The organism is Saccharibacillus sacchari DSM 19268, from assembly GCF_000585395.1.
Lineage (GTDB): Bacteria > Bacillota > Bacilli > Paenibacillales > Paenibacillaceae > Saccharibacillus > Saccharibacillus sacchari.
This window is the reverse complement of sequence record NZ_KK073875.1, coordinates 4,377,956-4,399,830: the sequence shown is the minus strand read 5'-3', so window position 1 is coordinate 4,399,830 and position 21,875 is coordinate 4,377,956. Positions and strand designations below refer to the sequence as shown.

Here is a 21,875-nt window from a genome sequence, read left to right as displayed (position 1 = left end):
ACAGCCTCTTTTTTGTCCGAATCACTCCAACCTCGCACGCTCTTCATCAGTCCAATCAGCCGGCTTCTGTATTTCGATCCGAGCGGCTTCCGTTTGTGCAGGAAAAGAAGCATCAACCGCAATAACTCCTTCTCCGAAATATCGGATAATATCTCCTTCGGAAACGGTTGAATAATCATCGCTCGGAACGCGGACCCAGATCGCATTTTCGTTGTGTTCCGCCAATATGTTATCGACAGCGCCATTCAAAATATCCTGCTTTTCCGCGCTGGGAACCAAAAGAACGCGCCCATCCTGCTTATCAATAATCACGCCAGAATTGCTGATGCCTTCCGACAGGTCCTGCTCTGCCGTAATTCGCGTCTCCGCTTCCGCCGAACAACCGCAAACGACGCCCAACAACAAAATCCCGCTTAAACAAAAAGCTTTCATATCGTCACTCCTTAAAAAAAATCAAACATGTTTATAGGATACTTACGTACCCTATAAACATGTTCCTCTACCCGTCGTTGCAATTCTTTTTCAACCGTGCTACCATCATAACGAATACCGTACTTCGGTAACTCACAAGGTAATACTTACAACAAAATACTCTTTCGGGGCGGGGCGAAATTCCCCACCGGCGGTGACGGCCTTTTGTATGTGCAAAAGACCGAAGTCCGTGACCCGGTCGGTTTCCTATACAAGAAACCGACCGGCTGACCTGGTGCGATTCCGGGACCGACAGTTAAAGTCTGGATGGGAGAAAGAGAAAACGAACCGTCGTATTTGCCATAGGTACGTCTGCAAGAATACCGACTTTGTTGGTTTTTTCAGGCATACGTATAGGGAAGCGGCGTCACGTATGCTTTGAATCATGGCGAATATGCTGTAGGCTTCTGCCTAAAGCTGTTCGTATATTTTTTCACATGGATACGTAGGCGACCTTTTCGACATTCAGGCAGATGCAAACGGCAGAACTCCGTATCGGAGCTTTCTGTTTGGTTTGCAATCCGAATTTTCGGCAAATACGTCAACTTTCGCTTTTCAATCCCAGGCCCCGCCTTTGGACATTTGTCCGAATAGCGGGGCCTTTTTGTAGGCCGAATAGAGAATGTTGCCTTGTCAACGCTATGGGCAAGGTTACTGAAGCGGTATGAAGCTACAACGGACACGCAAAAATAAAGAGGAGGAGAGCCATGTTTACCGGACTGGTCGAAGAAGTAGGAAGCCTCAGGCGCGCGGAGCGACGGGGAGAAGCGATGGTGCTGACTCTGGGCGCAAAGAAAGTGCTGGAAAACGTTGCGATCGGTGACAGTATTTCAGTGAACGGCGTTTGCTTGACCGTCACGAGTTACGAACGCGATTCGTTTACCGTGGATGTCATGCCGCAGACGTATCGCAGCAGCAACCTGAGCACGCTCGGCAACGGAAGTCCTGTGAATCTGGAGCGGGCATTGGCCACGAACGGGCGCTTCGGCGGACATATCGTGCAAGGCCATGTCGACGGTACCGCGCAAATCGTCTCGATCGAGCGGGATCAGAATGCGGTCGTGTTCGCGTTCAAAGCCGACGATCCGCACATGATGCGCTACGTGATCGGCAAAGGTTCCATCGCCATCGACGGGATCAGCTTAACCGTAACCGGTGCGGAGAACGGACATTTCGGCGTCTCGATCATTCCGCATACGCTGGGCGAGACGGCATTGGCGCAAAAAAAAGCCGGAAGCTCCGTTAACGTCGAGTGCGATATTTTGGGCAAATACGTCGAGCACCTGCTCGGCTTCGGAAAAGCGGATCAGACGCTGGCCAAAACGTTCTCCGCGATCGACGAAAGCTTTTTATCTCGTCACGGCTTTGCTTAAGAAAAAACTGAAGGAGGAATCATGATGGACGAACGGTTTGCATTCGATACCATCGACGACGCGCTGGCCGATCTCAAAGCCGGCAAAATCGTGTTGGTCGTCGACGATGAAGATCGGGAGAACGAAGGCGACTTTATCGCTTTGGCCGATCGGGTAACGCCTGAGGTGATCAACTTTATGATTACGGAAGGGCGCGGTCTGGTCTGCTTGCCGATCACGCGCGAACGGGCGGCGCTGCTGGAGCTCGAACCGATGACGGCGCGTAATACGGATTTTCACGGGACGGCGTTCACGGTATCGGTCGACCACGTGAAGACGACGACCGGCATCTCGGCGCACGAACGCGCGATTACAGCTCAAGCAATTACGAGCCTGGATACGACAGCCGATGATTTCCGTCGCCCCGGTCATATGTTTCCGCTGATTGCCAAGGACGGCGGCGTGCTTCGGCGTGCCGGGCATACGGAAGCGGCGGTCGACTTGGCTCGCTTAAGCGGCGCGGAGCCGGCGGGCGTCATTTGCGAAGTCATCAAGGAAGACGGCTCGATGGCGCGGCTGCCCGATCTGGTGGAGCTGGCGAAGAAGTGGGACATGAAGCTGATCAGCATCAAGGACTTGATTCATTACCGCAGCGAAAAGGAGCAATTGATCCGGCGCGAGGTTGAGGTGCGGCTGCCGACGGACTTCGGCGAATTCCGAGCCGTGGCGTATAGCAACAAGATTGACGACAAAGAACATATCGCACTGGTAAAAGGAGAGATCGATCCGGAACGTCCCGTCCTGGTCCGGGTGCATTCCGAATGTCTGACCGGCGACGTTTTCCATTCCCATCGCTGCGATTGCGGACCGCAATTCGACGCGGCGATGCGCCAGATCGAAGCGGAGGGCAGCGGCGTGCTGCTGTACATGCGCCAGGAAGGTCGGGGAATCGGACTGATCAATAAGCTCAAAGCGTATAAGCTTCAAGAAGAAGGATTGGATACCGTTGACGCGAATCTGGCGCTCGGATTTGCCGCGGATTTGCGGGAGTACGGCATCGGCGCGCAAATCTTAAGCGATCTCGGCGTACGCAAAATCCGTCTGTTGACCAATAATCCGCGCAAGATCAAGGGCTTGCAAGGACACGGCTTGGAGATGGCGGAACGGGTGCCGATCCAGATGCCGGAGAATGTCGATAATAGCGGATATTTGCATGCGAAGCAGTCCAAACTTGGACATCTGATGGATTTTGACGATAGCAATGCGGTTGCCGGAACACCGTCGGGAGAACTGGAACCGTTGGAGCAAAATGAAGCGTCTTTTGCAGCAGATCGTGAAATCAAGTCAAGAAATTTGTAAAACGAAGGCTACAAACCGGTCAATCTGGTATACAATAGACAAAGGATGGTTGATGACAAATGGCAAACGTATTCGAAGGACACTTGGTATCGCAGGGATATAAGTTCGGGATCGTCGTAGGACGCTTTAACGAGTTCATCACGTCGAAGCTGCTGACGGGCGCGTTGGACGCGCTCAAGCGCCACGGCGCGGAGGATGACGACGTGGACGTAGCCTGGGTTCCGGGCGCGTTCGAGATTCCGTTAATCGCGCAGAAGATGGCGGAAAGCGGCAAGTACGATGCCGTCATTACGCTGGGTACCGTGATTCGCGGTTCTACGACGCATTACGATTATGTCTGCAACGAAGTGGCGAAGGGCGTATCCGCGATCAATTTGAAAACGGGCGTTCCGACGATCTTCGGCCTCGTCACCACCGAAAATATCGAACAGGCGATCGAGCGTGCGGGAACCAAGGCCGGTAACAAAGGCTGGGATTCGGCACTTGCCGCGCTTGAAATGGCCAGCCTGAGCCGTCAATTCAAAGGCTGACCGTTCGCAATACAGGCGGAGGGGAAACGGCTTGACTGTACTTTACAAACTGGAATCGTTCGAAGGTCCGCTCGACCTGCTATTGCACTTGATCGACAAGGCGGAGATTGATATTCAACAGATCTCCATCAACGAGATTACGGCGCAATACATGGAGTACCTGCACAGCATGCAGGAGCTTGAGTTGGAAGTGACGAGCGAATTTCTCGTGATGGCGGCGACGCTGCTCTCGATCAAGAGCAAACTGCTGCTGCCCAAACCTCCGGTCATGGATATGGACGAATATGATTTCTACGAAGAGGAAGAACCCGATCCGCGGGAAGACCTGATCCGCAGGTTGACCGAATATCGGAAGTATAAGAGCATTGCCGGCCTGCTGCACGAAAAAGAGCATGAACGCGGTCGCATTTATATCCGTGAACCGGACGACTTGGCGCCCTTCCTGCCGGAAGAAGCTTTGAATCCGCTGGAAGGCCTGCATGTGGATGATTTGGTGTCTGCGCTTCAGCGCGCGCTTGCACGGGCGGATCGCAAACCGGTCGTCACCCGAATTCGTCGCGACGAGATTTCGGTCAAGGATCGGATGCGGGAGCTTGAAGGGGCGCTGCGCGGCGCGGGACCGGGCGGGCGAATATTATTTTCTAGCGTGTTGAACGAGCGGATGTACAGACAGGAGATCGTCGTGACGTTCCTCGCCGTACTCGAACTGATGAAGATGAAGCAGGTGAGCTGCTATCAGGATCGGCTGTTCGACGACATCGTAATGGAGTGGAGAGGGGAAACGGCGTCAAATGGATTTGCAGACGTTGAAGTCGATTATTGAAGGACTCCTGTTTTTGGCGGGAGATGAAGGATTGAATGTGCGGCAGATTGCCGAAATTACGGAAAGCAAGCCAAGCGAAGCCCAGAAAGCCGTTGAAAGTTTGCAGCGGGATCTGCGCAAGTCGCTTCGCGGCGTGCGTGTCACCAAGTTGGCGGGAGCCTACCATTTGACAACGCTGCCCGAGCATTCGGAATATTTCGAGCGCTTGGCGTACTCGCCGTCGCGGGCGACCTTGTCGCAGGCGGCGCTGGAGACATTGGCTATTGTGGCTTATCGCCAACCGATTACGCGGATCGAGATCGAAGAGATTCGCGGCGTAAAGTCCGAGCGTGCGATTCATACGTTGACCAACAAAAATTTGATCGTGGAGACCGGCCGCGCCGATGCGATCGGAAGACCGATCCTGTACGGGACAACGAAGCCGTTTCTCGATCATTTCGGATTGGGCGGATTGGAAGAGCTGCCGGATGCATCTGCTTTTGAAGCGATGGTCATTTCTGAAGAGGAAGAACGGTTGTTGTTCGGAAGCGCAGCGTCTTCCGCATCGGCCGGCGGCGAAGAACGTTCTTCGGAAGAGGGCGGGCTTGCAGGAGATTCAGATGAAGGATTGCATGAAGAAGAGCTATGATCCGCATGCGCTGATTACGCGGAACTGAGGACGTGACTGAGGCCTTTCCCCATAGGGGGAGGGCCTCAATGTGTTCACGGCCTTAACGGGGTCGCTTGCTGCAACGGATTTTACGTTTTTACAGGCAGAAAACATGGCGAATCCGTGAAAACCGGGAGCAGTTGCGCTTGTGATTTTACGTAGGTATGGGTATGATGGAAGGTGAGGTGACTGGATGACTATGGAACGATTACAGAAAATTTTGGCCCAGGCAGGTGTGGCTTCGAGACGGAAATGCGAGGAGCTCATTTTGGCGGGCAAGGTCGAGGTTAACGGCGAAGTCGTGACGACGCTCGGAACCAAAGCCGATCCGGATGCCGACGAGATTACGGTCAGCGGACGGGCAATCAAGGCGCAACAAAAGCTATATTTGATGCTCAATAAGCCGAAGGGCGTGATTACGAGCGCAACCGATCCGGAAGGCCGCAAGGTCGTAACCGATTACATCAAAGGGATCAAGGAACGCGTGTACCCGGTCGGCCGGTTAGACTATGACTCGGAAGGTCTTCTGTTGTTGACCAACGACGGTGAATTGGCACAACTGTTGACGCATCCGAGCCATCACGTGCCGAAGACTTATCTGGCAACCGTGGAAGGCATCCCGCACGGAGACTCCTTGGAAAAGTTGCGAAAAGGGATCAAATTGGAAGACGGGATGACCGCTCCAGCGGATCTTGACTATTATGATGTGGACCAGGTGAAAAAGCAGGCCACGATCCGGATCACCATTTATGAAGGCAAGAATCGTCAGGTTCGCCGCATGTTCGACGCAATCTCGCACCCGGTCAAGCGCCTGAAGCGCATTTCGATGGGCAATCTGTATTTGCAGAACCTGAAACGCGGCATGCACCGGCCTCTGACTAAGAGCGAGATTAATGAGCTGCGACAGCTTCTGGATAAAAAGGAAGATCAATCAAAAAGCTAACACTTCATTTTAAATAGAACGGATTTTGATCGGATATGCCGCAGCGGGACAGATTCGCCATCCCCGGCATGCCGTAGACGAAAGGATTGTTGCAGCGTGGCTGATCAAAAAGAGCGTATTCTCGTGGTGGACGACGAAGAGAGAATCCGGCGTCTGCTCCGCATGTATTTAGAAAAAGAAGGTTATGAAATCGATGAGGCCGAGGACGGAGAGACGGCTTTGCAAAAAGCGACCGAGGGCGACTACACGCTCGTGATTCTCGACGTGATGCTGCCGGGCATTGACGGAGTAGAAGTCTGTGCACGTTTGCGCCAGGTCAAATCGACCCCTGTATTGATGCTGACTGCCAAAGGCGAAGAAGTGAACCGCGTTCAAGGCTTCGAAGTCGGCGCCGACGATTATGTCGTTAAGCCGTTCAGTCCGCGCGAAGTCATCTACCGGGTGAAGGCGATTCTGCGTCGTTCTTCGGCAACGGCCTATCTGACGAAGGAAAGCGGTACAAGCAACAACATCGTATTCCCGCATCTGACGATCGAGCATGACGCGCACCGCGTTTTGGCCGGTGGGCATGAAGTCAGTCTGACGCCGAAAGAATACGAGCTGCTGCACTATCTGGCCGTTTCTCCGGATAAAGTATTTTCGCGCGAGGAATTGCTCAAGGATGTGTGGAATTACGAGTTCTTCGGCGATTTGCGCACCGTCGACACGCATGTCAAACGTCTACGCGAGAAGCTGAACAAAGTGTCTCCGGACTCGGCGTCCATGATTACTACCGTATGGGGCGTTGGCTATAAACTTGAGGTTCCGAAGTAAGATGGCAGGGTGGAGAGAAGGGGTAGGCACGCTGTGGCGAACACTGGTCGGCAAGCTCTGGCTGACGATTATTGCGCTCGTCGCCTGCGTGCTGCTGACTCTTGGCTTTTTTTTGATTCCGTACGTCGATATCACCTTCGCCAATTCTGCGGCCGTCAAGCGCATGCTGATCTACGTGGGAATCGTTGGATTCTCCATGACGACCGTGTTTGCGCTTTTTTTGCTGAAAAAAATTACGCAGCCGATGCGCCAATTGATCGACGCCGCAGACTCTATACGCAGAGGGGATTACGGAACGCGAGTCCATCTGGAAGCTCATGACGAGATCGGTGAGCTGGCCAGCACATTTAACCTGATGGCAGCCCGATTGGAAGAAAACATCCGGGACCTGAACATTGAAAAGGAACAATTGGCAGGCGTCCTGCGCAGCATGAGCGATGCCATGATTACCTTTAACCGCGAGGGAGAAGTGCAGTTGACCAATCCGGGCGGCCAGCGATTGCTCGAAGATTGGAAAGCGATCAGTTGGGAGGCGGAATCGGAAACGGGCGCCGTCTCTTCTTCGCGCATTCCCGAGCCGCTGTATCCGCTGTTCGATCAGGTCAGAACGACACTCGAAGATCGAAGCGCCAACGTGCTGGTCAGACAAAGCGTATGGGCCGTCAACATGGCGCCGTTGTTCCTCGATAACGAGGTTCGGGGGGCCGTAGCGGTGCTGCGCGACGTGACTGAAGCTGTAAGCATGGAAAAGATGCGCAAAGATTTCGTCGCCAATGTCTCGCATGAAATTCGTACGCCGTTGTCCATGATGCAAGGATACAGCGAAGCTCTGCTCGACGGATTTGCGGATTCGCCGGAGGAGCAGGGCGAGCTGCTGCATGTCATTCATGACGAATCGTTGCGAATGGGGCGTCTGGTTAAGGATCTGCTGGATTTGGCGCGGATGGAAGCAGGACATACCGATATTTCCCGGGAGCGCGTGGATATCGGCGAATTGGTAGAGCGGGTCTATCGCAAATTTGCCGTGCGTGCCAAGGAAGACGAATTGGATTTCAGTTTGGAGCGGGCGGAGGAAGAATTGGTACTGGAACAGGCGGACGAGGATCGTCTGGAACAGGTGGTCACCAATCTATTGGATAATGCTTTTCGCCATACGCCGTCCGGACGCAAAGTTACGATTGCGGTCAAGCCTACGATTGCCGACGGGGATGCTTTGACGATCTATGTGGCTGACGAAGGCCACGGAATTCCGGCGGAAGACGTCCCTTATATTTTCGAACGTTTCTACAAAGCCGACAAAGCAAGAACGAGAGCGGTTTCGAGCGGAACGGGTCTGGGTCTTGCGATTGTCAAAAACATTGTGGATGCGCACGGCGGACGCATTCAAGTCGAAAGCGTCGTTGGAGAGGGAACCAAGTTCCGTGTGATCCTTCCCAAAAATGGCCGAAGTTTATAACAAGCTGCGATGTCCAAGTCGAAAGAACAGGCTCAACAATGAACATGCTGGAGCAATTCCGGCATGTTTTCTTTATCGCGGAAAGGATGGGCAGGATGAACGGTACTTATATATTGGCTTTGGATCAGGGAACGACCAGTTCCCGGGCGATTCTTTTCGATGGGGAGGCGCGTCCGGTAGCGATCGGGCAACGGACCTTCGCGCAGCATTTCCCGAACCCTGGCGAAGTCGAGCATGACCCGGATGAAATTTGGGAAAGTCAGCTTGAAGCGGCTAGGGAAGCACTCTCAACTTCTGGGGTTGCACCTGATCAGATTGCCGCGATCGGGATTACCAACCAACGGGAAACGACTCTGGTATGGGATCGGGAGACGGGACGACCGATCGGTCCGGCGATTGTTTGGCAAGACCGCCGTACAGCGTCGATCTGCGAGGATTTGAAGAAAAAAGGATTGGAGCCTTATATCCGCGAAACGACGGGATTGGTGGTGGATGCTTATTTTTCGGCGACTAAGATTGCTTGGATGCTGGAGCATATTCCGGGTGCGCGCGAGCGGGCAGAGGCCGGAGAGTTGCTGGCAGGAACTGTCGACACCTGGTTGATCTGGAAACTGACCGGCGGGCGTTCTCATGTCACGGATGTGACTAATGCGTCCCGCACGATGTTGTTCGATATCGGCAGGCTGGCTTGGGATGAAAGATTGCTTGCGGAATTGAATATTCCCGCCTCTATGCTTCCAACGGTGTTAATGTCCGGAGCCGATTTTGGCAAGACGCTTCCGGAATGGTTTGGCGGCGTCGAAATTCCGATTGCTTCCGTGCTCGGCGATCAACAGGCTGCCTTGTTCGGCCATGCGTGCGTAGAAGCGGGTCATGCCAAAAACACATACGGAACAGGTTGTTTTATCTTATTGAACACAGGCAGTGAGCGCGTAAGCTCCACGCACGGCCTGTTGTCTACTATTGCCTGGGGCTGGCGCGACGAATTGCATTATGCCTTGGAAGGCAGCGTATTCGTCGCAGGAGCCGCAGTCGAATGGTTAAAAGACGGTCTGAATTTGATCGAAGATCCTCTCGAATCGGAACAGTTGGCGGCTAGCGTCGAGGATTCTGGTGGCGTAGTGATCGTGCCGGCTTTTACGGGGCTTGGCGCGCCTTACTGGGATATGTATGCGCGGGGGGCGATATTCGGCTTAACGCGCGGAACGCAGCCTGGGCATATCGCCCGTGCTACATTGGAGTCTCTCGCGTTGCAAACGCGGGATGTCATGAATGCGATGGAAAAGGACTCCGGCATTCCGCTGCGCGAACTGCGCGTAGACGGGGGAGCTGTACGCAATAACATTCTGATGCAATTTCAGGCGGATATTCTGGGATTGGAAGTTGTGCGTACCGAGCAAACGGAGACGACGGCGCTCGGTGCAGCCATGTTGGCGGGCTTGCAATGCGGACTCTGGGAACTGGATCAATTTCGTTCCTTCAATCCGCCCGCGGCACACTTCCGAGCCGAAATGGATGCCGAGCAGCGAGAAAAGCGCTATCGCCGTTGGCAGAATGCGGTTGAGCGGACTCGCGGCTGGGAAGAGCCAGAGGCTTGAGCGAGCAGAAGAGGCTTTGCTTTAAGGCGGAAGTCACGATTACATGCAAAAAGCTGTACGCGCCGTGGGGCCGCGTACAGCTTTTTTACGAGGAAAGGATTGAATATTAAAGGGTAATCTCCTGAGCCGAGTTGATGGCCTCGAGGCCCACAAGCTCGGTCAATACGTTTTTCGGTACTTCTTTGTCTACGCTGAGCAGCATAACCGCTTCACCGCCGACGACTTTCCGTCCAACTTGCATCGTCGCGATGTTGACTTCGTTGCGGCCGAGCAGCGTACCCATGCTGCCGATGATGCCCGGTTGGTCATTGTGGGAGATCAGCAGCAGATGGCTATCCGGCGCCGAGTCGATCGGGAATTCGTTGACTTGAACGATCCGTTCGCCGTAACCGTACAGCAGCGTGCCGGATACCGAACGCTGTTGGTCATCTTGCTCGACGAGCGTAACGGTGATCAGGTTCGTGAAGCCTTTTGTCGTAGACGAGCTGTTCACCTGAATATTCAGATCACGGATTTTGGCCAAATGCAGCGAATTGACGATGTTGACTTCGCCGCCCAGATGACGGGAGAGCACGCCTTTGATAATATAACGGGTCAGCGGCTGCACATCGACTTCCGACAATTCGCCGGCGTATTCGATCCGAATCGATTTTACGGCTGCCGTTGTCAGTTGGGAAGCGAAGCTGCCGAGTTTTTCGCCGATCGAGAAGTACGGTTGCAGCTTGTTCATGACGCTGCTTGCCACTGGCGGCATGTTAACGGCGTTCTTGAACGGCTCGTCGCGCAGGATGTGCAGCACTTGCTCGGATACGTCAATCGCAACGTTCTCTTGGGCTTCGACGGTCGAAGCGCCCAAGTGAGGCGTAACGATGATTTTTGGATTGTTCAGGAACGGGTGATCCGGAGCCGGCGGCTCTTGTTCGAATACGTCGAATGCGGCGCCGGCCACGATGCCTTGATCAATCGCTTCAACGAGTGCGGCTTCGTCCACCACGCCGCCGCGGGCACAGTTGATGATGCGCATTCCTTTTTTCATCACGGCGAATTGGGCCGTCGAAATCATATGTTTAGTTTCCGGCGTTAATGGGGTATGAACCGTAATGAAGTCCGCGTTTTTGACAATATCATCGACGCTGGACAGTTTCACTCCTTGTTTCTCCGCGCGTTCTTCCGTCAGGAACGGATCATAGCCGAGAATATCCATGCCGAACGCTTTGGCACGCTTGGCAACTTCGCTGCCGATCCGACCCATGCCGAGCACGCCGAGTTTTTTGTTGCGCAGTTCGACGCCGAGGAATTTGCGATCCCACTCGCCGCCGACCGTTTTGGCATAGGCTTGAGGAATATGACGAGCCAGTGCCATCATCATGGCAAAAGCATGTTCACAGGTCGTAATCGTGTTGCCGTCCGGAGCGTTGATAACGATAATCCCGCGTCCGGTCGCGGCAGGAAGGTCGATGTTGTCGACGCCTACGCCTGCGCGGCCTACGACTTTAAGCCGCGTGCCCGCGGTCATGATCGCTTCGGTTACTTTGGTTTGGCTGCGCACGAGGAGTGCGTCATACTCGCCGATGATTTCGATTAATTCGGACTCGGAAAGCCCTGTCTTTTTGTCCACTTGCACATCTGCGGCTTCCACCAGTTGCTGAATTCCCAAATCGCTGATCGGATCGGATACCAATACTTTAAACATCGTCATTTTTCCTCCCTTATTCGGTACGCTGTACGTTGCAAGTCAAGCCAATATGTTCAAGGAATCGGTCCGCGCCTGCGGAACGTCCGAAAAACCAAATACTCTATCGCTTACAATATTGCAATAACGGAAAGACGCGTTGCTGTGGCAGAGGATGGGCCTGAGCAAAAGAGGCGGCTCGCAAAATGCTTCCACATAAAAAGACTCCCGTCCTCATACCGATAGTACGGTAAAGGGACGAGAGTCTCGCGGTGCCACCCTAATTCGCCGAACCTTTGCAGGCTGCGGCCTTAGCGGGTCGGAAAATCCGACCCTTCACGGTAACGGCGTGACACCGGCTGCGCCTACGCCGCAAGTTGCGGGATCGGACAGACGCTCGGGAGCGCTCTGGAACGGATCGCCATACTGGTTCGCACCAACCACCAGCTCTCTGAAATGTACGGGTCCGTTCGTTCTCCTTCAATGCGTTTCGCTCAGGTTAATTTTTTCATACTTTAACACAAGGTTACACGGAGTGTCAACGGGTAAAACAAATTCGGATTTTACGAATGAGTAAACCTTAAAATTCGTTTTCTATCGATGAATGAAGACTGAATTCCGATCATTAAAGATATTATACAGGAATGCGTACGTATTTTTTGATGTCTAAATTCTGGATTAGGAGGTATTCTGCCTAGGGGGATAAAAGGGCTATATCGTCGGGCAGAACTTGATTACATCTATTCTTTTGGTTATCATTTGATTAGAAACCCGCTTTCTAAATTGTAGGTACTAAGGAACGAAAACATGACGAATAAAAAGAAGAACAAAAGCAGGCGGGCTCAAGTGCAGCTTACGGATCGGCTATTGCTGATTAATCTGTACCTAACCCAAGGATTAACTCTGTTGGTCGGCACGGTTTGGATCTTGCTGCAGGGTAGAAATCCTTTGGAGCTCTTGGCTCTGCCGGAAACTCCAACATTCCTCTATTGGGGACTTGGATTGGCTGTCGTCATGTTTTTGATTGACTTTTTAATGACGCTCTGGGGCCGTGAAGAGGATTTGGACGACGGCGGGATTAATGCTCTATTATTTCGTAATCGCCCGATCTGGCATATTTTTGCGATTGCGGCGATTGTATCGATTTGCGAAGAGTTGTTGTTTCGGGGAGCGCTTCAGTATCATCTGGGTCCTTACTGGACGAGTATCCTTTTCGCAGTCATTCATATCCGTTATCTGCGGCATTGGCTGCCGACGGCATGGGTGTTTGCCAGCAGTTACGGACTGGGTTGGATTTACTTGCAGTCCGGCACGCTGTGGGCACCGATCGTTTGTCATTTTTTGATTGATTTTATTTCGGGCATCATGATTAAACGGAGGGAACAGAAGGAACAATGAGCGAACGTTTAAGCCGCATGGATCGGCATCCGAGCACAAGGAAGAAGCGCCGCAAGCGCCCATCGTTCAAGCAGGAGTGGCAGGATAATCAGAGGAAACTGTCGGATACGACCGTATTGAGGCTGTCGGTTCCCGAGAATCGCAAAGGGGCCGTATTGCCCGAGCCAGTCCCGCAGACGCCTGCTGTAAGGTCGTCTGCGGCCTCGCGTGTCTCAGAGCGTCCCGTGTTAAGGGGAACTGCTGTAGCGTCCAGCGTGAACGAGACGGAGCCGGAGGAAGAACTTCCGCCGCGCAGCGTATTGTATCCGTCGGGTCGGATTCGGTTGACCAAATGGTTTTACGAAACGCTGATCTTGCTGTTTCTAATACTGCTCGGGACGCTGCTATGGTGGGGAACCCAGGCGACAGGAGTGAAATTGCCGTGGCAATAAAATTGGGTTGGAAACAAGCTCTGGCAGCAGCGGCGGGCGCCGCTGCCGGCCTGGGCGTACATATGGTGAAGGAAGCGATGGCTTTCCGCGTCGTGCATGAAGACGTGCATATTCCGGGATTGCCCGCAGCTTTTGACGGTTATCGCGTGTATTTCATCGCGGATATTCATCGCCGGGCATTGCCCGAAGCGGAGATTGCCGCACTGCAAGGCAAGGCGGACATTGTCTGGATTGCCGGAGATTTGACCGATCGCGGAGTACCGGAAGAGCGTACGCGCGCTAACATGCGCATGTTGCGCAATCTGGGACCGGCGTATGCCGTTTACGGGAATCACGATTACGAAGCTTATATGCCGAACATGGAGAAGCTGGATCGATTGCTTGAAGACTGCGGCGTCAAGCCGCTCGGCAGCAAAAACGTTCCGCTCCATCGCGGAGGAAGCACGATTTGGCTCGCCGGAATCGACGATTTGGGTCCCGCAGGCATGTGGCGCGGAGATCCGCGCATTCGCCGCGACGATTGCGTGCTCGTGCTGATGCACGATCCCAAGTGGGTGGTGGCGCTGCGCCGGATCTCGGCTAACTACGCTTTTGCGGGCCATACCCACGGCGGACAAATCAGCCTGCCGTTAGTCGGTCCGGCGGCGTCAAAGCCGTTTTACAAGACCTATCTGGACGGCACGCACTTTATCGATTCCGAAGACGGCGGCATGACAGGGCTGCGCATTACGCGAGGAATCGGCACGAGCCACTTTCCGTTGCGTCTGGGCTCGCCGGCCGAGACCCATTTGATTACGCTGCGCAGTTCGCCGCCGTTACAGAAGTAAATAGGCTGAACGCAGTACGAAAAAGCCGTCCCCGCAATGGGGACGGCTTAATTGCTTTTCAGGTTAAGGCTGTTTGGTCGTATCGATCGCTCTAGGATCCACGAACGAGTACCCTTTGGCTTCGAGCTGCGTCAGCAAGTCGTCCAAAGCTTCAACGGTCCAAGGAAGCTCGTGCATCAAAATGTTGCTGCCCGAGTGGAGCTGGTCGAAGACGTTGTCGATCACGGCCTGCGAATCATTTTGATTGACCCAGTCGAGCGAACCGACGGACCAGTTCATATGCAGCATATTATTTTCTGCTGCCACGACGCGCGTGTAATCATTGCCTGCACCGTTTGGCGGGCGGAAGAAGTGGGGCGCTTCGCCGATCGTTTCTTCAACGATGGCTTGCGTGTCTTCCATTTGTTTTTTGATCTCGGCGTCGCTTTCCTTTTTCAAAATAATATGGTCATAGCTATGATTGCCTATGATTCCGCCCCGGTCATGAATCAGTTTAAGCAGATCGGGATTGGCTTTGACGCGGTATCCGTTAACGAAGAAAATCGCTTTGGCGTCGTGCTTGTCCAGCGTATCGATCAAGCTGTTGATCATGTCGGCTTCTTTGGGACCGTCGTCGAACGTCAACAACACGACTTTTTTCGGAACGTCCGTCCCTTCGTTGGGAACGATGTCGTAGTTTGCGTTCATATGATATTCGATCGCAATCTCCTCGGAAGCCGCCGCCGAGTCTTCGCTTGAATCATCGGCTTTCTCGGCGCTTGTTTCTTCGTTTTCCGCAGTCGCGTCTTTTTCGGCTTTCGAATCCGTGTTCTCGCCGCTATTTGCGCTGTCTGTTTCTTCGGCTTGACTATTTGGATCTTGCGTAGTCTGCGACTCGCCGTTTTCCGTCGCATTGTCGGTCGTCTGCGCGTCGTTTGCATTTGCGGTTTGTTCCGTGCTGCTTGTTCCCGCTTCTTCGGCAGTGCTCCCGCAGGCGCCGAGCACGAGGCCGGCAGCCAGCCAGAACATGGCCGTCTTTTTCCACATCTGTCATCCATCTCGCTTTCTGTCATTCATTTATGTAACCCTTTCAAAGTCTAGCATAAGTGCCAGAAGCTTTGCGGCACATAACGGGATTGTAACCTTTTCATTTCAACCTGAAACCTTTCACGCGTTTTGATTTCCGGGCGTGCATTTAGCGGAAAGAAGTGATAACATAAATATGTGGTTATATATATAAAACACAACCAGTGGCGAGTTTTTCGGAGTTGTTTTCGGGCCGACGCCGCAAGTGCTGTGTCTCCAGGAGCCGGCGCTTCGTGCTCGGTGTACGAATGACAGCGCTGAAGACATGCCGATCATGGGATGCCTTTTCAACAAAATTCACTCCAAAAGGAGGGTCCTGTCATGAAAATTGAACGATTAAGTCAGGATAAAATTCGCATCTTCCTTACGTCCGATGATCTCAATGAACGTGGTATTCAGCGAGAAGACATGTGGCAGGAGATTCCGAGAGTCCACGAGCTGTTTACCGAGATGATGGATCAAGCCTATTCCGAGCTGGGGTTTGACGCAACGGGTCCTTTGGCTGTCGAAGTATTCGCTCTTCCTGCCCAAGGCATGGTCGTAGTCGTAACCAAAGGGAAATACGATCCGCTCCATTCGGAACCGGGAGACGAAGAAATGCCGGATGAAGTTTATGAAATGGAAGTGACCATGGAGGCAAACGATACGATCGTTTACTCCTTCCACGATATCGATCCTTTGATCGAAGCCGCTCACGTACTGCGTGAACGAGTAACCGAGAACGGTTCGCTTTACCATTATAACAACGCCTGGTTCCTGCATTTTTCCGCGGAGGATTTGGATGATTCGCTGCACGACTCTCTGGCGGCGGTGCTTGCCGAATTCGGCAGCTCCTCGTCAGTGACACCGGCCGTGCTTCAGGAATACGGTAAGACGGTCATGGCAGATCGGGCGGTTGCCCAGATTTGCACGCACTTTGACCGCCGGGCCTGATACCCGAACGAAACGCCGCCGTCCCGATTGCCGGGACGGCCGTTTCCGTTTTCGCATGAAATCGATACCCGTACATTCGCCGTAAGCAGGCGGGAAAGGAGGAAGCATTGTTTGTTCTCACCATTTTAGTCGCGGCCGTTACGCCCGGTGTAGCGCTGCTTTTTTACTTTTACCTCAAAGACAAGTATGATGCGGAGCCTTTGCACATGGTGGTACGGATGTTTTTGCTCGGCTTTTTGGTCGTGCTGCCGATTACGATTGTGCAACAAGGCCTTTTGCGAGCTTTTGGCGATAACCCGTATTTGTTTGCTTTTGGCATATCGTCAGGCGTGGAAGAGGCGTTCAAGTGGTTTGTTTTATTCCATTTTATCTATAATCATACCGAGTTTGACGAACCTTATGACGGAATCTTATATGCGGTAGCCGTAGCGCTCGGATTTGCCACGCTCGAGAACATTATGTATGCTTTTCAACTCAAGGCTTCCTTCGGTGCGCTGCTGCTGCGCGGATTGCTTCCGGTATCGGGTCATGCGATGTTCGGCGTCGTAATGGGCTATTACATGGGGAGGGCGAAATTCGCCAATCCTTCCCAACGCAAAAAATTCCTTTTGCTGTCACTCTTGATGCCTCTACTCTGGCACGGCGTCTACGACATCATTTTGAACCTATCCGGTCATTACTGGCTCTGGTACATCATTCCGTTTATGGCATTGATGTGGTATGGAGGAATGGACAAGGTCGTCAAGGCCAATAATCGTTCCCCGTTCCGTTTTTTGAAAAAGGAAGAACCGTTCGATCGAGCGATGCAAAAGCCGACTTCTTCCCGCACATCGCTATCGGAAAAGAAAAAAGCCTGATTCGAAAGTACTGGTTTTGCACTCGAAAATCCATTTAAAGTCCGCTCCTGGCTTAGAAATAGCTTGGAGGCCGGGCTTTCTTTTTGTTTTTTGGGATATTAGGCTCACAAGCATATTTTTCCATGCTATACTGATGAGGCCGATGATCAGGGGGCCTGACAACGCGGCGAACAGCCGAATGGCAAGCATATTAAAGGCGGGCGATCAAAAAATGTATCCAAAAACGAACGATATGCTGTTTATGCAGCCCGTATCCATGGAAGCCAAACTTGAAAATGAACACCGTTCCCGGATTTCGGAGATCGAAGAACAATCCTTGCTGGTTGAAATTCCGATGCGCGGAGGTCGGATGAGTCGACTTCGCCTGGGTGAGGAATTGTCGGTCTACCATATGACGGAAGACGGAATCAAATATTATTTTACCTCGCACGTACTGGGCTATCACGATGATTCGATTCCTTTGATGCGGATCAGCAAGCCCTTACCGGAAGAAATATCGAAGATTCAACGGAGACATTACTTGCGGGTTCCCGCAAAAGTGGAAATCGCCGTGTTGGCGCCGGAATTTCATTTTACGGCAATCACTTCCGATTTAAGCGGCGGCGGATTATCTTTTACTTCACCCCATGAGCATGATCTTCATATGAATCAAGAGGTCGATGGTTGGATTTTGCTTGCGTTCAAAAGCGGAAGCATCGATCATGTTCAATTCAGCGGCGAAGTGCTTCGGGTTAAGGAACCGGGTACAGGTCTGAATACGGTGAGCGTACATTTCAGTCGGATTGCGGATGCCGAGCGCCAAAAGGTCATTCGTTACTGCTTCGAACGTCAGCTTGATTTTCGGAATCGGTAATTCCAATCAGGTTTGATTCGATGTTTTTTGAAAAGGATTCGCATTTTTTTGCTTTCGTTTGCTGACGTTTTGCAAATTAAACATCCTTGTGCTATAATTTTATTGTCGCAGGCCCAGCCTGCTTTTTTATTGATTGAGAAGTCTATTTGTTTGTTCGGATAGACGGTTTTGAGGAGGAATGGCCCCTTGTCCAGTTTGAACGGGGAACGGGAGTTCAGAATCAACATCGCGATCGACGGACCTGCAGGAGCAGGGAAGAGCACGGTCGCGCGCAAGGTTGCCGCTAAGCTTTCTTATGTATACGTGGATACGGGGGCAATGTACCGGGCCGTGACATGGGATATGCTGAAGCACGGCATTGAGGCGGAAGACGAGGCTTCGGTTCTCGAACGCCTTAAGGCGCTTGACATCGAGTTGGTTCCCGGAGACGACGGCCAGCGCGTTTGGCTTTCGGGCCAAGACGTGACGGACGAAATTCGGTCTCTCGCAGTCAATCGGACGGTTTCACGATATGCGCAAATCGAGGGGCTGCGTGCGAAGCTGTCAGCTTCACAACGGCAAATGGCTTTGCGTAAAGGTGTCGTTATGGATGGACGCGATATCGGAACCACCGTACTTCCCGACGCAGAAGTGAAAATCTTCATGACCGCTACCGTTGAGGAGCGGGCAAGAAGACGATATCGGGAAATGCCGGAGTCTGAAGCCATTACGCTTGAACAGCTTGAACAGGAAATTTCGCAGCGAGACGAGTTGGATCGTAATCGCGAAGTGTCGCCGCTGGTATGTGCGGACGATGCGATGGTGCTGGATACGACGAGCATGACCATCGATGAGGTGGCTGACGCGATCGTGCACCAAGCCGATCGGAAGATCGTTCGATAAGAACGAAATGAAGACGGTTGAAGCAATAATGTTTTGAACTCTGCGCACCGCGGGTTTAAATATGAGGGTTTTGAATCGAGGAGGGTATTTAACATGTCGGAAGAGACAAGAAATGAAGAAGTAGTAAACCAAGAAGTGAACGAAGAAACGGCTACGCAAGATCAACTGGAGCAAGTGGTTTCCGTTAAAAAAGGGGACACTGTTACAGGCACGATCGTGAAATTGGACGATGACCAAGCGTACGTCAGCATCGGTTATAAATACGACGGCGTAATCGCGACTCGCGAGCTCGAAGAAGGCGCTGAAATCGGACAAGAAGTCGTTGCTAAAGTTGTTAGCCTGAACGACAACAAAGAGCAAATGGTTCTTTCCAAGCGTGCGATCGACGGAGCGAAAGCTTGGGATCAACTCGAAGAAAAATTGGCTAACAAGGAAATCTTCGAAGTTACGATTACCGACGTTGTTAAGGGCGGTATCGTAACAGACGTAGGTCTGCGTGCTTTCATTCCTGCTTCGATGGTTGAGCGTCATTTCGTTGAAGACTTCAGCGATTACAAAGGCCGCACAATCCGCGTTCGCGTAAAAGAGCTGGATCGCGAAAACAACAAAGTCATTCTGTCCGCTAAAGATGTTCTTGAACAAGAATTCGAAGCCAATAAAGTTAAAGTGATGGCTGAACTTCAAGAAGGTCAAGTGATCGAAGGCAAAGTACAACGCCTGACTCAATTCGGCGCATTCGTCGATGTCGGCGGCGTTGACGGCCTGGTTCACGTTTCGGAAATGGCTTGGCATCATGTCGACAAACCATCCGATGCGGTATCCGAAGGCGACAGCGTTAAGGTGAAAGTCCTTAAAGTCGATCCGGAAAAAGGCAAAATCAGCCTGAGCATCAAAGCAGCTACTCCAGGTCCATGGGAAACGGCTTCCGAGAAGTTCAACCAAGGCGAAATCATCAGCGGCGAAGTTAAACGTCTTGTACCTTTCGGCGCATTCGTGGAAATCGCTCCTGGCGTGGAAGGTCTGGTTCACATCTCGCAAATCTCCCACAAGCATATCGGCACGCCTCAGGAAGTTCTTCAAGAAGGACAAACCGTTCAAGTTAAAGTACTTGACGTTAACCCTTCGGAAAAACGCATCAGCCTGAGCATCAAAGAAACCGAAGAAGCTCCTGCGGGCGAAGCTCGCGCTGAGCGTCCGGAAAGAACTGAGCGTCCAGAAAGATCGGGAGCGGGCAGAGGCCGCGATAAAGGTCCTCGCGTCGAGAAAATCGACAACCCTAACGTTTCGCTGAGCAATCAAAGCATGAACGTTTCCCTGGGCGAGCGTTTCGACCTGGCAGCACTCAAAGAAAAACTGGGCCAATCGGAAGAATAATTGGTACCTTAGTATAGCAACGAGCAAACGGCGGACCCGCTGCGGGTTCGCCGTTTGTGCAATATAAGGACAGATCGGCTGTCATCTGCATCTTTATGGGCCGGATCTGCCGATGGGAAACGGGGGCTAATCCGCGAATGGATTGGTTTAACCGTTTCTTGTCGTGTAACGGGAAAATTCAGCTGAGGCTGACGGGAGGAATGTTCAAATGGCAAGAGCAGTAGTCGCGATCGTAGGCCGTCCAAACGTGGGCAAGTCTACGATCTTCAATCGAATCATCGGCGACCGACTGTCCATCGTCGAAGATAAGCCGGGCGTTACGCGCGACCGGATTTATGGTGTAGGCGACTGGAACGGCAGGTCGTTCAGCATTATCGATACCGGGGGTATCGAGCTTAATGATGAACAAATTCTCAAATCGATTAAGCTTCAGGCCGAGCTGGCGATCGAAGAAGCTGACGTTATCGTTCTAATGTGCGATGCCAAAGCCGGTCTTACGCAATCGGACTCGGAAGTCGCGGAAATGCTGTATCGCTCCAAAAAACCAATCGTGTTGGCGGTTAACAAAGTCGATAACATGAGCCGCATGGATGATACGTATGAGTTTTACAATCTGGGTCTTGGCGATCCGATCGGCGTATCGGGCGCGCACGGCAGCGGCGTAGGCGATTTGCTTGACGCGATCGTGGAAAACCTGCCTGAAGCGGAAGAGGAAGAGTACGACGAGGACGTGATCCGCGTTGCGTTGATCGGCCGTCCAAACGTCGGCAAATCGTCGCTTGTCAATGCTTTGCTCGGTGAGCAGCGCGTCATCGTCAGTGATGTAGCCGGAACGACCCGCGATGCGATCGATACGGAATTCGAGCGCGACGGACAACGTTACGTACTGATCGACACCGCCGGCATGCGCAAGCGCGGCAAAGTGTACGAAAACCTGGAAAAGTACAGCGTGATGCGTGCGATGCGCGCGATTGAGCGCGCAGACGTGGTTGCGGTTGTTATCAACGGCGAAGAAGGCATTATCGAACAAGATAAACATATCGCGGGATATGCGCTTGAAGCAGGTAAAGCTTCCGTATTCGTCGTCAACAAATGGGACGTTGTTCAAAAAGACGACAAAACGATGCAGCATTTCGAGAAAAGTATTCGGGATCACTTCCTGTTCATGACCTACGCACCGGTTGTATTCTTGTCGGCTTTGACCGGACAACGCGTGCAAAAGTTGCTGCCTGTCGTGAATCAAGCGGCTGAACAGCATTCGCGTCGCATTCCTACAGGTTTGCTTAATGACGTAATTTCCGATGCGGTAGCCATCAATCCGCCGCCGACAGACAAGGGGCGTCGCATGCGCATTAACTATGCGACTCAGGTTGCGGTTAAACCTCCGACGATCGTGGTATTCGTGAACGCGCCGGAACTGATGCACTTCTCTTACGAACGTTACTTGGAAAACAAGATTCGGGCAGCTTTCGATTTCGAAGGAACGCCGATTCGAATCTTTACCAGACGCAAATCCGACGATAACAAAAACGCATAACATGACGTCGGCACATGATAAGGGGCTGTAAAAGTTTAGTTGCACGAAGGGG

Annotated in this window: 21 protein-coding genes, 1 riboswitch and 1 other annotated feature; of the genes, 18 read left to right on the top strand and 3 right to left on the bottom strand. The window is 52.5% G+C overall.

Going from position 1 to position 21,875, the window contains the following annotated elements:
* Positions 1–21 precede the first annotated feature (21 nt).
* Positions 22–432: a DUF3221 domain-containing protein gene (locus SACSAC_RS19060; RefSeq protein WP_037289308.1), complete on the bottom strand. Its 411-nt coding sequence runs from the start codon at positions 430–432 to the stop codon at positions 22–24.
* 156 nt (positions 433–588) lie between these two features.
* Positions 589–754: riboswitch (FMN riboswitch) on the top strand.
* A gap of 424 nt (positions 755–1,178) precedes the next feature.
* Here SACSAC_RS19060 and ribE point away from each other — a divergent pair.
* The 9 genes from ribE to glpK all read left to right on the top strand — a co-directional run bounded on the left by ribE (position 1,179) and on the right by glpK (position 9,994).
* Positions 1,179–1,844 carry a riboflavin synthase gene (ribE, locus tag SACSAC_RS19055; protein WP_037289306.1) on the top strand — a complete coding sequence of 222 codons (666 nt, stop codon included), beginning with the start codon at positions 1,179–1,181 and terminating at the stop codon, positions 1,842–1,844.
* A gap of 24 nt (positions 1,845–1,868) precedes the next feature.
* On the top strand, positions 1,869–3,182 hold the full coding sequence (locus SACSAC_RS19050; protein WP_051507259.1) for a bifunctional 3,4-dihydroxy-2-butanone-4-phosphate synthase/GTP cyclohydrolase II: 1,314 nt from the start codon (positions 1,869–1,871) through the stop codon (positions 3,180–3,182).
* Between the two features lie 59 nt (positions 3,183–3,241).
* Positions 3,242–3,712: a 6,7-dimethyl-8-ribityllumazine synthase gene (ribH, locus tag SACSAC_RS19045; protein ID WP_037289304.1), complete on the top strand. Its 471-nt coding sequence runs from the start codon at positions 3,242–3,244 to the stop codon at positions 3,710–3,712.
* A gap of 31 nt (positions 3,713–3,743) precedes the next feature.
* Positions 3,744–4,535 carry a segregation and condensation protein A gene (locus SACSAC_RS19040; RefSeq protein WP_037289302.1) on the top strand — a complete coding sequence of 264 codons (792 nt, stop codon included), beginning with the start codon at positions 3,744–3,746 and terminating at the stop codon, positions 4,533–4,535.
* Positions 4,504–5,163: an SMC-Scp complex subunit ScpB gene (gene scpB, locus SACSAC_RS19035; protein WP_051507258.1), complete on the top strand. Its 660-nt coding sequence runs from the start codon at positions 4,504–4,506 to the stop codon at positions 5,161–5,163. The genes SACSAC_RS19040 and scpB overlap by 32 nt, the downstream gene beginning before the upstream one ends.
* A gap of 220 nt (positions 5,164–5,383) precedes the next feature.
* Positions 5,384–6,127, top strand: a complete 744-nt coding sequence (locus SACSAC_RS19030; RefSeq protein WP_037293263.1) for a pseudouridine synthase — start codon at positions 5,384–5,386, stop codon at positions 6,125–6,127.
* 96 nt (positions 6,128–6,223) lie between these two features.
* A complete protein-coding gene (locus tag SACSAC_RS19025; RefSeq protein ID WP_037289300.1) occupies positions 6,224–6,940 on the top strand; it encodes a response regulator transcription factor in 717 nt (238 codons plus the stop codon).
* A gap of 1 nt (position 6,941) precedes the next feature.
* Entirely contained in the window at positions 6,942–8,396 is a 1,455-nt protein-coding gene (locus SACSAC_RS19020) for a HAMP domain-containing sensor histidine kinase (protein WP_037289296.1), read from the top strand.
* 95 nt (positions 8,397–8,491) lie between these two features.
* Positions 8,492–9,994 carry a glycerol kinase GlpK gene (glpK, locus tag SACSAC_RS19015; protein WP_037293261.1) on the top strand — a complete coding sequence of 501 codons (1,503 nt, stop codon included), beginning with the start codon at positions 8,492–8,494 and terminating at the stop codon, positions 9,992–9,994.
* Positions 9,995–10,100: 106 nt separating this feature from the next.
* On the opposite strand, the gene serA is transcribed toward glpK, so the two are convergent.
* The gene (gene serA / locus SACSAC_RS19010) at positions 10,101–11,687 is read right to left on the bottom strand and encodes a phosphoglycerate dehydrogenase (RefSeq protein ID WP_037293259.1); all 1,587 of its coding nucleotides are present in this window, start codon (positions 11,685–11,687) and stop codon (positions 10,101–10,103) included.
* A 230-nt stretch (positions 11,688–11,917) separates the two neighbouring features.
* Positions 11,918–12,159, bottom strand: a binding site (T-box leader).
* Between the two features lie 314 nt (positions 12,160–12,473).
* On the opposite strand from serA, the gene SACSAC_RS19005 reads away from it, so the two are divergent.
* The 3 genes from SACSAC_RS19005 to SACSAC_RS18995 are packed head-to-tail and all read left to right on the top strand — an operon-like array spanning position 12,474 to position 14,322.
* Positions 12,474–13,064, top strand: coding sequence for a type II CAAX endopeptidase family protein (locus SACSAC_RS19005; RefSeq protein ID WP_037289293.1), 591 nt, complete (start codon positions 12,474–12,476; stop codon positions 13,062–13,064).
* A complete protein-coding gene (locus SACSAC_RS28070) occupies positions 13,061–13,495 on the top strand; it encodes a hypothetical protein (RefSeq protein ID WP_156951041.1) in 435 nt (144 codons plus the stop codon). Before SACSAC_RS19005 ends, SACSAC_RS28070 begins: the two co-directional genes overlap by 4 nt.
* Complete coding sequence (locus tag SACSAC_RS18995) at positions 13,486–14,322, top strand: metallophosphoesterase (RefSeq protein ID WP_051507257.1); 837 nt, start codon at positions 13,486–13,488, stop codon at positions 14,320–14,322. The genes SACSAC_RS28070 and SACSAC_RS18995 overlap by 10 nt, the downstream gene beginning before the upstream one ends.
* Before the next feature lie 63 nt (positions 14,323–14,385).
* Here the strand turns inward: SACSAC_RS18995 and SACSAC_RS18990 are convergent, their stop codons facing one another.
* Entirely contained in the window at positions 14,386–15,348 is a 963-nt protein-coding gene (locus SACSAC_RS18990; RefSeq protein WP_037289291.1) for a polysaccharide deacetylase family protein, read from the bottom strand.
* A gap of 360 nt (positions 15,349–15,708) precedes the next feature.
* Here SACSAC_RS18990 and SACSAC_RS18985 point away from each other — a divergent pair, with 360 nt between their 5' ends.
* The 6 genes from SACSAC_RS18985 (at position 15,709) to der (ending at position 21,823) form a co-directional block, all read left to right on the top strand.
* On the top strand, positions 15,709–16,320 hold the full coding sequence (locus tag SACSAC_RS18985; protein ID WP_037289289.1) for a genetic competence negative regulator: 612 nt from the start codon (positions 15,709–15,711) through the stop codon (positions 16,318–16,320).
* A gap of 107 nt (positions 16,321–16,427) precedes the next feature.
* The gene (gene prsW, locus SACSAC_RS18980) at positions 16,428–17,177 is read left to right on the top strand and encodes a glutamic-type intramembrane protease PrsW (RefSeq protein WP_156951040.1); all 750 of its coding nucleotides are present in this window, start codon (positions 16,428–16,430) and stop codon (positions 17,175–17,177) included.
* A 211-nt stretch (positions 17,178–17,388) separates the two neighbouring features.
* A complete protein-coding gene (locus SACSAC_RS18975; RefSeq protein WP_037289287.1) occupies positions 17,389–18,030 on the top strand; it encodes a flagellar brake protein in 642 nt (213 codons plus the stop codon).
* Between the two features lie 186 nt (positions 18,031–18,216).
* Complete coding sequence (gene cmk / locus SACSAC_RS18970) at positions 18,217–18,912, top strand: (d)CMP kinase (protein WP_037289285.1); 696 nt, start codon at positions 18,217–18,219, stop codon at positions 18,910–18,912.
* A gap of 93 nt (positions 18,913–19,005) precedes the next feature.
* Positions 19,006–20,286: a 30S ribosomal protein S1 gene (gene rpsA / locus SACSAC_RS18965; RefSeq protein ID WP_037289282.1), complete on the top strand. Its 1,281-nt coding sequence runs from the start codon at positions 19,006–19,008 to the stop codon at positions 20,284–20,286.
* Positions 20,287–20,494: 208 nt separating this feature from the next.
* Positions 20,495–21,823 (top strand): ribosome biogenesis GTPase Der, encoded by a 1,329-nt coding sequence (gene der, locus SACSAC_RS18960; RefSeq protein WP_037289280.1) that lies wholly within the window; start codon positions 20,495–20,497, stop codon positions 21,821–21,823.
* Positions 21,824–21,875 lie beyond the last annotated feature (52 nt).